The sequence below is a fragment of the Rhodococcus sp. O3 genome, assembly GCF_048897285.1.
GTDB lineage: Bacteria > Actinomycetota > Actinomycetes > Mycobacteriales > Mycobacteriaceae > Rhodococcus.
This window is the reverse complement of the sequence record NZ_JBMBTE010000154.1, coordinates 1-10,199: the sequence shown is the minus strand read 5'-3', so window position 1 is coordinate 10,199 and position 10,199 is coordinate 1. Positions and strand designations below refer to the sequence as shown.

At 64.0% G+C, this 10,199-nt stretch carries 11 protein-coding genes and 1 pseudogene; 11 read left to right on the top strand and 1 reads right to left on the bottom strand.

The features are described 5' to 3' along the window. The 9 genes from ACN675_RS25590 to ACN675_RS25550 all read left to right on the top strand — a co-directional run. Positions 1-434, top strand: a 434-nt coding sequence (locus ACN675_RS25590; RefSeq protein ID WP_420753504.1) for a hypothetical protein, incomplete at its 5' end; no start/stop codon positions are given. Between the two features lie 238 nt (positions 435-672). Continuing rightward, positions 673-882: a hypothetical protein gene (locus tag ACN675_RS25585; protein ID WP_420753503.1), complete on the top strand. Its 210-nt coding sequence runs from the start codon at positions 673-675 to the stop codon at positions 880-882. Between the two features lie 46 nt (positions 883-928). Further along, positions 929-1,420, top strand: coding sequence for a hypothetical protein (locus ACN675_RS25580; RefSeq protein WP_420753502.1), 492 nt, complete (start codon positions 929-931; stop codon positions 1,418-1,420). Positions 1,421-1,468: 48 nt separating this feature from the next. Then, the gene (locus ACN675_RS25575; RefSeq protein WP_420753501.1) at positions 1,469-1,657 is read left to right on the top strand and encodes a hypothetical protein; all 189 of its coding nucleotides are present in this window, start codon (positions 1,469-1,471) and stop codon (positions 1,655-1,657) included. Between the two features lie 306 nt (positions 1,658-1,963). Next, positions 1,964-2,779: an N-formylglutamate amidohydrolase gene (locus ACN675_RS25570; protein ID WP_420753500.1), complete on the top strand. Its 816-nt coding sequence runs from the start codon at positions 1,964-1,966 to the stop codon at positions 2,777-2,779. Positions 2,780-3,123: 344 nt separating this feature from the next. Beyond that, a complete protein-coding gene (locus tag ACN675_RS25565; protein WP_420753499.1) occupies positions 3,124-3,276 on the top strand; it encodes a hypothetical protein in 153 nt (50 codons plus the stop codon). A 77-nt stretch (positions 3,277-3,353) separates the two neighbouring features. Continuing rightward, positions 3,354-3,896: a hypothetical protein gene (locus ACN675_RS25560; RefSeq protein ID WP_420753498.1), complete on the top strand. Its 543-nt coding sequence runs from the start codon at positions 3,354-3,356 to the stop codon at positions 3,894-3,896. A 644-nt stretch (positions 3,897-4,540) separates the two neighbouring features. Continuing rightward, complete coding sequence (locus ACN675_RS25555) at positions 4,541-4,738, top strand: IS110 family transposase (RefSeq protein ID WP_420753497.1); 198 nt, start codon at positions 4,541-4,543, stop codon at positions 4,736-4,738. A gap of 389 nt (positions 4,739-5,127) precedes the next feature. Beyond that, on the top strand, positions 5,128-5,565 hold the full coding sequence (locus ACN675_RS25550) for a transposase (protein WP_420753496.1): 438 nt from the start codon (positions 5,128-5,130) through the stop codon (positions 5,563-5,565). A gap of 344 nt (positions 5,566-5,909) precedes the next feature. Here the strand turns inward: ACN675_RS25550 and ACN675_RS25545 are convergent. Then, positions 5,910-6,200, bottom strand: a pseudogene (locus tag ACN675_RS25545) (IS1634 family transposase); the annotation flags it as partial. A 229-nt stretch (positions 6,201-6,429) separates the two neighbouring features. Between ACN675_RS25545 and ACN675_RS25540 the strand changes: the two are divergent. Beyond that, positions 6,430-7,407: an AAA family ATPase gene (locus ACN675_RS25540; RefSeq protein WP_420753495.1), complete on the top strand. Its 978-nt coding sequence runs from the start codon at positions 6,430-6,432 to the stop codon at positions 7,405-7,407. A gap of 19 nt (positions 7,408-7,426) precedes the next feature. Continuing rightward, positions 7,427-9,994 carry a S8 family peptidase gene (locus ACN675_RS25535; RefSeq protein ID WP_420753494.1) on the top strand — a complete coding sequence of 856 codons (2,568 nt, stop codon included), beginning with the start codon at positions 7,427-7,429 and terminating at the stop codon, positions 9,992-9,994. Positions 9,995-10,199: the final 205 nt, after the last annotated feature.

Genomic DNA, 10,199 nt, shown 5'->3' with positions numbered 1-10,199 from the left:
ACTGGCCGGGCGAGGTCGACCTCGACGCTGTGTTGTGGGATCTGGCCCGCCACCTCCAGACCGGCACCCGGCTGCACGACGAGCTGAAGGCTGCCCCGGCCGGTTCCGAATACCGTGAACAGGTCGACCACGCCCGTACGGCGCTCGGCGCGTGTCTGATGCACGTACGGCACGGAGCGGAGCGGCTCGCAGCTCTGGCGCACCGGGTCGAAGCGTTCGATCGGGAGCTGAGCGAACCTGCGCGCCGGGCCGAGCTGGAGAAGGCACGCGAGCTGCGCGCGCGAAGCGATGCCGAGCAGGCGGAGCGGTTGGCTGCTGCCGCCGCCGAAGTCGACGCCATCACACCGGAGCTGGGTGGTGTCGCCGACCAGGCGCTCAGCGTGCTCGACGCGTATGACGAGTTGCCGAGAATGCGTCCTGAGCTGCATGGATGACACGTCCTGGCGGGTGGCCGGCATGACGTGATCGGTTGTTGCCGGGTACCGAGTCGCGAACTCGGTACCTGGCATTTTTTGTGGAGTGGAGGCGGCCCGGAAAGGTGCTGTGACCTGCGTGGATGGCACGCCCCGGGGATGGCTGCTGTCGGACTTCCCGGATCTCCCGCTTGCAACTATGCAAAAGTAATTTGTATAGTTACGTCCGTCGGAAACGCCGAACCAAGGGAGTTGGAAAATGTCGAATACCACTGTCGCAGAACTTGTCACCCTCACCATCTCCGGAATCCCGGTGCGCGCCGTGATCGCCGAAATCCTCAACTTCCGCACCAACGACAGCGGGCGGTTCGCCGATGTGCGCCTGACCGACGGCACCGTCGTCGAGCACGCGGACACCCTCGACATCGAGCTGACCGCAGCCGCGCGCGACGCGATCGCTGCCGCCTGACCCACGCGCCGAACTCGAAACCCCAACCCCGACACAGGAGGTCGTCATGACTACACCCACCACCGCACTGCCCACCGGATACACTGCCGAGATCGACGGCGCCACCGCGCTCGTCATCGGCCACGCCCACAGCTTCCCGCGCCACCCGCAGCGCGGCGCACCGGTGCAGCCGTTCGGCGGCACACAGACGTCGATCTCGGCCACCAGGGCGATCGACGCACCGCTGTACGCGCTCGTCTCGGTCGAATGGGCCACCGAGGTGACCACCATCGAGCCCGGCGGCAGCACCCGCACGATGTTCGCCAAGGGCTGGCTGGGCACCCGCAGGGCACCACCTCGTACCTACACTCGGCTACCCACCACACAGACCTGGGCGTCCACACGCTCGGAACCGATGCCCGGTACGCCGCGAGCGGCCGAGACGCCGAAGTACCCGCTAAGGTTCGCGAGACGGTGCAGTCGTGGGTTTCGGAGGCGCCGACGGTGTCCCGGCTCGTGTCAAGGTGCACAACTTCGCGCTGTAGCGCGAGGAACGTGACAACGACAAGGGCCGGGGGTGTACCTAGCACCCCCGGCCCGATCCCCATTGTCCACCACCACATCAGACGACTCGGTAGCCAGCCCCTCTGAAGGACTTCACGCCGCGGCCGCACGGTCGTACAACGTCGTAGCCGAGATCGACGTCAGCGCCGACGAAGAGACCACCGATCCGCTGCGCGGCACCCTCGCCGACCACAACGGTGCCGCCGGACACTCCGAACTCATGCCACCCTGAAGGGGCTTTACCGTCCCGGCCGAGACGGTTCGGCGGGCCGAACCATCGCCCGGGCCGTTCTCGAGATCGACCCGTGGCCGCTGCGCGCGTGCTGCCCACCGATGACGACGACCGTTCGTCGACGCGATCGACGTTCCGCCGCTGATCTCGGCCCACGCGGAAGCCGGCCGCACACACCCGCAAACTGCGCAAACCCTAACCGACACCCCCCTTGGTGAATCCGGCCCTTCTCGAGGACAATTCGCGTCCCCGGGCTCACCGTCGCGCCCGGGACGCCGCGAGACCACCACCGAGAAGGGAAAACACGTGCCCAGTTCTGCGCTCGTCACACCGGGAGACGGTCGGTCTCCGGTGCTCATCCACGTCCCACACGCCTCGCACGTCATCCCACCCGAACTGCGCGCAGATCTGCTCCTGACCGATGTCGAGCTGGCCGCCGAACTCGACGAATCGACCGACACCGCCACCGACACCATCGCCGCGGCAGCCCTGCGCCACACCCGGCAGCGACCGACCACCGTGGTCAACACGCTCTCACGCCTGGTGATCGACCCCGAACGGTTCCCCGATGCCAGCGAGCCGGCAGACGCCTTCGGTCGCGGCGCGGTCTACACCCGCACCTGCACCGGCGCACCCCTGCGCACTGAGCCCTACCCGCGCGCCGAGCAGCTGCTCGACGGCTATTTCCGTCCCTACGCCGACGCGGTCACCGCAGCGGTCGAGGACCGTCTGCACGCGTGCGGGCGCGCGGTGATCATCGATCTGCACTCGTACCCCGAAAAGCCTTCCGGGTTCGAGAACCCCGACGCCGCGCGCCCCGCGCTGTGCATCGGCACCGACCCGGTCCACACCCCGGCTTGGCTGATCGAGGCCACCCGTGGCGCATTCGCGTCCCTCCCCGAGTTCGGCGAGATCGCCGAGAATACCCCCTACGCAGGGTGTTACGTGCCGATGCGCCACTACGGCCACCACGAGCGCGTGACGTCGGTGATGATCGAACTACGCCGTGACGTCTACCTCACCGACCCGCGCACCCCGCACCCCGCGCGCGTCGACCGGCTCGGCCACGCCCTGGCCACCCTCATCGACACGGTCACCGAATGGGCGGCCGCCGATGTGTAAACCCAAGCCCGGACCGCGCTGCACCCCACACATGCGTGCCCGACTCGACAGATCAACCGCGCGGGTCGCGGCCGTCCGCGCGCGGCTGGCCGATAATCCGACACATGCGCGGCTACAACGCAGCTTTACCACTGCCATGGCCGACCACGTTCAGATATGTGCCCTGTACGACTCCACACCCGGCGGCCAGGATGAACTACGCACGGCGATTGCCTCATCCAGTGACCGGAACACCCGGGATGTACTGACCGCGCGCCTGAGAGACGCTGAGAGACTACGAGCCGAGCAAATCGAAGCGCAGCGCCGCGCCAGTGCAGGACAGGTCTACAAGGAAGGAATTGACGATGCACCACGAGGAACCGATGACGCAGGAACGCCGCGAGAAGTTTTGGAGGCAGTACGGGTGGAGCCCGGAGCTGCCGGAGGACCAGCGCAAGAAGATCGAGGATTACTGGAGCGATCCGGAGATCCAGGAAGCAGAAGCCCTCGGCTTCTGATCAACGGCCGCGAGGTCACCCCGGTCGCCGAGCACACCCTCGCCGACGCCGAGCGTGAGCGCTTCATCTCGGCCGGGATGTCGGCCCCGACGCTCTATGAGCTGGCCCCGGCCGACTCCGGCGTCTACCGCGACCGGATGCTCGAGCTGACCGACAAGAACCCCTACGCAGCGTCGGTGTACGTCTACGACGAGGACGAATACCGAAACATGCGGCTGCTGGTCACGGACGACGGAAAGGCGGGCGTCGCCCTCAAAGGTGACGAGATCGTCTCGGCGTTCGCGCACAAGGACTGCGCGCATCCGAAGTCCGTGCAGTCGATGCTCTCCCAGGCCACCGCACTCGGTGGCCGCCGCCTCGATTGCTTCGACACCGTCCTGCCCAAGCTCTACGCCCAGGCCGGGTTCGTGCCCGTCGCGCGACTGAAGTGGAACGACGACTACGCCCCCGACGAATGGGACTACGACACCTTCCGGACTTTCAACGCCGGTCGTCCGGATGTGGTGTTCATGGCGTACGACCCCGACCATGTTGCCGGCATGTACACGCGTGGGGCGGGGGAGTACGTCGACGACTACGACGACGGAATCGCCCGCACCCAGCAGTACCGGCCGCGCTGACACGGAAGGCCGTGGATCACATCCGCCCCTCCGCGGAATGATCCGCGTCCTTCTGCGCGATCATGCAGTTCGCGCGGGCTGGGTACGGCCTGCACCAAGACGTGGCGTGTAGGGAAGCGTCAACGACTACGTCGACGGGGTCGCCCCGAGTACTGAATGTGCCGGCCGTGCCGCGGGGATGCCGTTCGGTATATCCCGAGTTGAGGTGGTGAATGCGATGCCGGGGGGGCGTTCGAGGACATCGAGCGGCGACTGCGCGCGATTTCCGCGCGCGGAACTCGCGCAGCTCAAGAAGATCCGCACAACCTTCTCCGCGGCCGTATGGTCGCAGCGGGCGACCCGCCCGCGGATGATCCTGCCGCCGAAGTCTACGTGCGGGGCAGTTGGATCAGATCGAACGGCCGGAGGATCTGCTCTCCGACACCGATTATCACGCCTGTTCGAGGTGACCGCGCGCTGTTCGTTCCGGTGCACAGTCACACCATCGACCCAGGCAGCGCGATCCTCCTGATGAGAGCTGGCGGGTCCAGCGATTCGGCAGACTCGTCACCGGTAGCGGCGGACAGCGAGCACTCGAGCCCCCTGGACATCGAGTCCTGAAAAGGACCGTGCCCTGCCCGTCCGCCGGGAGAACGGAATCGCTGATGGGACGTCGTGCCACTGGAGCACTGCTTCATTACATGGTGTTCGCGGTGAATCCGTTGCAGGCAGCTCGTTTTCGAGATCGTCGGCGGGTCTCGGGCGCCAAGGGCGGCGCCGCCGATGCGCACGTGTTGGCCGACATGGTCCGCACCGATTCGCACCAGCTGCGGCCGGTGGCCGGTGACAGCGCCGAGGCCTAGGCGATCAAGGTCGTCGCTCAGGCACACAAGACCTTGATATGGGAACGCACCCGCCATATCCAGCGGTTGCGGCATGCATTGCGCGAGTATTTTCCGGCCGCACTGGAGGCGTTCGACGACCTCGACGCCATCGATGCTCTCGAGTTGCTCGGCAAGGCGCCTGACCCTGTCACGGCGGCGCGACTGACACGCGCTCAGATCATCGCGGCGCTCCACAGGGCCCGCCGCCGCGACATCGAGACCAAGACCGATCGGATCCAGGCCGCGTGCGGGGCGAGTACCTGGTCGGGCGGCGGTGATCACCGCCGCGTATGCGGCCACCACTCGCTCCGCCGTGGCCGTGCTGAGCACTCTCAATCACGAGATCACGGCGTTGCAGAAGCAGGTCGATGCGCATTTTGGCAGACACCGAAGATGCTGAGATCATCCTGTCCCAGCCGGGGATGGGATCGTTGCTCGGTCCCCGGGTGCTCGGCGAGTTCGGTGACGACCGGAACCGCTATGCCACCGCCAAGGCGCGAAAGAACTATGCCGGAACCAGTCCGATCACCCGGGCTTCCGGCAAGAAGAAGGTCGTAGCGGCCCGGTTCGTCCACAATGATCGGATCGTCGATGCCCTGAACTCACAGGCGTTCTCGGCCCTGCAGGCCTCACCCGGTGCTCGTGCCTACTACGACAAACAGCGCGACCGCGGTCTCGGTCACGGTCCGGCTCTGCGGCAGCTCGCCAACCGGCTCGTCGGCATCTTGCACGGATGTCTCAAGACCCGCACCTGCTACGACGAAACGGCCGCCTGGGCACATCACGCTTCGAAGACTGCTGCTTGACTCCCGCGCTCCTGGGATGTCTGTTTTGCGAGCCACCACCGACCAGGCCATCCGTAGATAGTCCGGGTGGGATATGGCGGTTGAACAAGTCCCCGAACCGCGCAATGCGGTCGGTCTTGGCCCACCGGTGATACTTGATCTGCGTCCGCGCTACCCGATCCCGTGCGATTTCCGCCCGGGGCCCGGCGCCGGAGTTCACCGGCGCGTCTTGCGCCATCGCAGTACCTCCTATTCATCGTCGCTGCCGCTCTTCCCGATGTGTCCGGTTCTCCCGGACTCGCAGTACTACGGTGGCTCCGCCAGCTCCCCGGCTCGATCGGTGGACGACGCGCTCAGCCACCCGCAACGTCGAACCCGAGACGTCGCCAGGCGGTGTCGAGGACCTCGATCAACCACCGGGACCGTTTGCCGGTGGTCGTCGACGGTCCACCGGCGGTGGTGCCGAGGTCGAGGTCGAGCTGCTGTTGGCCGGCGAGCAGCTTCTCCCGAGCGGTCTCGAGCAGGGCGGCGAGTTCGCTGTCGGTGTGGGCCGATCCGAGGTGTTCGAGCACCTTGTCCCGGCGGCCTTGCTTGGCCGCGATCTGCACCGCGGTTGCTCCCGAGGCGGTGCGGACTTTGCGGATGTAGGCGGCCACGGCCGGAGTCTACCGACCCGTTAGTGTGCCATTTTCCAAACACGCACCGCCGCTACCTGCACAGATACGCCGCGCGATCCCGACAATCGGCTCACCTGGTGCAAGTTAGGCCTGGCGACCGATGGTGAGCGCGCTCGGCCGCCTAGTGCTGGACCAGCGGGTTCATCAACGCCCTGCATGTGCCTGCTGCCATAATCGGGCCAGACTGATGATCGAAGGGAGGTGGCAGGTGGCTACTGCAGACCAGGTGAAGGCGCTGGTGAAGAGTCATGCTGAAGGCGATAATTCGCGGTTCTACACCGTAGCGTTGCAGGTTGCTGCTGGTGCCGCCCGAAACGGGCAGAATAGATTCGCCCAAGACTTGCGCGATCTCGTCGATAGTCTTCGAGTTCAGGAAAACTCCCGGCGAGTGACGCCGGTGGTGTCGGTTGCTCAGCCACGCGGCGAACTCGCACAGCTGCTCACGGTCTCCTACCCGGATCTTGTCTTGGCCGACCTCGTGCTGGAGCAGTCGGTGCGAGCTCGGCTGGATCGGGTTCTTCTGGAGCAGCGGCAGGGAGACCGTTTGAGGTCTCACGGTTACCTCCCGATGCGTCGGCTTTTGCTGACGGGTCCTCCCGGAACCGGCAAGACGATGTCTGCCCACGTACTTGCGGGTGAGCTGCGCTTGCCGCTGTTCCAGGTCCGACTCGACGGTCTGATCACTAAGTTCATGGGAGAAACTGCGGCGAAGCTGAGGTTGATTTTCGATGCGCTCTCGGAAACGCGGGGCGTATATCTCTTCGATGAGATCGATGCCCTTGCGGGAGAGCGGGGTTCATCCAATGACGTGGGTGAAATACGCCGCGTTCTCAATTCGTTTCTGCAGTTCCTGGAGATGGATCAGTCGGACAGCTTGATCGTTGCTGCAACAAACCACCCTCACCTTCTCGATCGGGCGATTTTCCGGCGATTCGATACCGTGATCGACTACCCTTTGCCGTCGCCGGAGATCGCCCGGCAGGTCGTTCGCAACAGGTTGGCTAACGTTCCGGTGGGCCGGCTGGAGTGGTCCAAACTCTCTGCCGAAATTGAGGGGCTTAGCCACGGTGAAATTGCCATTGCCAGCGACTTGGCTGCCAAAGAGGTAATTCTTTCCGGTGCCAAGCAGGTGACCACGGCAAGTCTGCGAGCGGCTCTTCGAGAGCGTCGCGGGCACGTGAGCTAGTTCCAAATAGAAGGATGATATGGCAGAGCGTGACAAGCCGCATTTGATCATTTCCGCCGCAGCGACCCCTGCGGACTATCGGCCATTCTCACATCCCGTGGACTCACCCCCGCTTCCGGCACCGGCGAACCGGGCTGCTCACGGGACGAAGCTTCGTGGTGATCTGCAGCAGGTGGAAGCGGATGCACGTGCCCGCCGCCAGGATATCGATATCACCGTCGACGGTGCTGTTGAGGGAACGTATGTCGTATTCGAGAGTTTTCCGGGCATCGAGGTTGCGATACCTACCCTCGATCCTCGTCAGGGGAGCCGTCATCCGGAGCTACGATCCGTGCAAGAGGTAGTCGTCAACGGCGACGTCATCGAACGAGCAACGGTATTCGTTCCCGATGGTACGATGAAGTACTTCCTCGACCGTATTTCTGCATATCTTGAGACTGCGTCGGCAGAGACGACGAAGAACAGTGCATTCCTGGACCGGATCCAGGAAATACGAGCGGCGACGCTTGAAAGCCTGTGGACGGATCCGCCCCAAGAATTTCCCGAACCTGAACAGTCGGTGTGGTGGGAAGTATGGCTCCGACGTCGCGATGGACGGGAGGTCGGGCGGTTGCGTAGATTCGCGCAGGCCACCGGTCTTCGCGTCGGCCGGCAGACGCTCGGCTTCGGTGACCGATCCGTGGTTCTGGTATATGGATCTGTTGATGAATTGTCCACTGCTGTGGATATTCTGGACGATCTTGCCGAGCTTCGTCGGCCACATGATCCCACGCACTTCCTGGCAGGCAGCCCTGCGATCGAACAGCGCGAATGGGTGGACGAACTCCTCGATCGCATCGAAGGTGCCCCGCAGGATTCGCCTGCGGTCTGCGTTGTCGACAGTGGTGTCTACTGGGAACATCCGTTGCTTAAGACCTCGCTCGACGAGAGCGATTGCCAGGTAGCAAACCCGGCTTGGACGATTCGAGACGATCGAGGTCACGGAACGGAGATGGCGGGGTTGGCCCTGTTCGGTGATGTCGGTCGGGCGGCAGCCTCCTCGGGCCCGATTCGGCTCACCCATCGTCTGGAATCTGCAAAGATCCTTCCTCCGCCTACCGGCCAACCGAACAACCCGGAACTGTTCGGTGCCGTGACCGCTGACGCCCTCAGCTACGTCGAAATTGAACAACCACAACGCCGTCGGGTCTACTCGCTTGCGGTAACGGCGCGATGGGGCACTATACCGGAGGCCGACGAACGCTCGCCGATGTTCGGGCAGCCGTCGTCCTGGTCCACCACGTTGGATGCCTTGGCGGTCGGACGTCGTGTCAGTGTGGAAGAAGGTGAACTGACCTATCTCCAACAGACGGACAATCCGAATCCCAGATTATTCTGTGTGTCTGCAGGAAACATCCAAAGGGGAAAATGGGGCGACGATCACCTCACTCGTAGTGACCTCGAACCGGTTGAAGACCCAGCTCAAGCATGGAACGTGCTCACTGTCGGCGCATATACCCAACTCGACACGATGGCAGACGCGCCTCCAGAGTTTGTTGGTTGGACTCCCGTGGCATCACGAGGGGAACTGTCGCCAGTCAGCCGCACCTCCGTCACCTTCGGCAGACAGTGGCCTGTCAAACCGGACGTTGTCTTCGAAGGCGGAAACGTCGCGCGGTCACCTCAAGGAACCGATTACGACACCCCTCCCAACCTCCAACTTCTCACTACGAAGGCAACGTTGCCGACGGACATCTCCAGCCGCCTATTCACCACCACACACGCCACCAGCGCGGCGACGGCACAGGCGGCGGCCCTGGCTGCCGAGATCACCGCGCGGTACCCCTCTCTGTGGCCCGAAACGGTCAGAGCACTCATCGTGCACTCGGCAGAGTGGACACATGCGATGAACGCACAGTTTGCAGCCGACAACAGGAAGAATGCCAGGGTCGCGCTGTTACGCCGTTACGGAATGGGAGTGCCCGACCTGACACGGGCGACCCGAAGTGCAAGCGACGCATTAACACTGATCGCGCAAGAAGTCATTCATCCCTTCCACGACGGCAAGATGCGCGAGATTCACTACCACGAGCTCCCCTGGCCTACCGACATCCTTGCCGACCTGGGCGATGCACCAGTCAAACTGAGAGTAACTCTGTCTTACTTCATCGAGCCCAATCCTGGCCGTCGCGGATGGCACCGGCGATACAGCTATGCATCGCACGGCCTCCGATTCGACATCAGACGAGCAACAGAGGGCACGTCGGATTTCGAGAAGCGCATCAACCGGAAGGCATTGGCCGAGGACGAAAGTCGTCCTCCATCCGCCGACGACACCGGTGAATGGTTCTTTGGAAGCCGACAACAACAGGCACCCGGGTCGATCCACAGCGACATATGGAATGGAAGTGCGGCGGACCTCGCGCAGCGCGGTGTCCTCGCGGTATATCCCGTGACTGGATGGTGGAAAGAGAACAAGGGCCGCGACCGTAGCTCGGAGGGTGCACGCTACGCCCTCGTAGTTTCAATCGAAACTCCTGGTCAAGACGTGGATATTTGGACGCCTGTCGCCCAGTCGATCGGAATACCGGTAGAGATCACAACATAGGCACCGAATGAGGTTCGCTTGCGCGGATCGTGTTGGCGTGTGCGGACGGGCGGTTTGGTGGCTCTTCCGGAAATGGAGTGCGGTAGAGAGCGGGAAGATCCGAGGTCGACGTTGGTGTCGTTGCCGTAAGACGGGCCCCGGGTGGCAGATGATGAAGGTTCCTACACCGAATCGTCATCCACACCCGGGAGCCCTATGCCCGAGC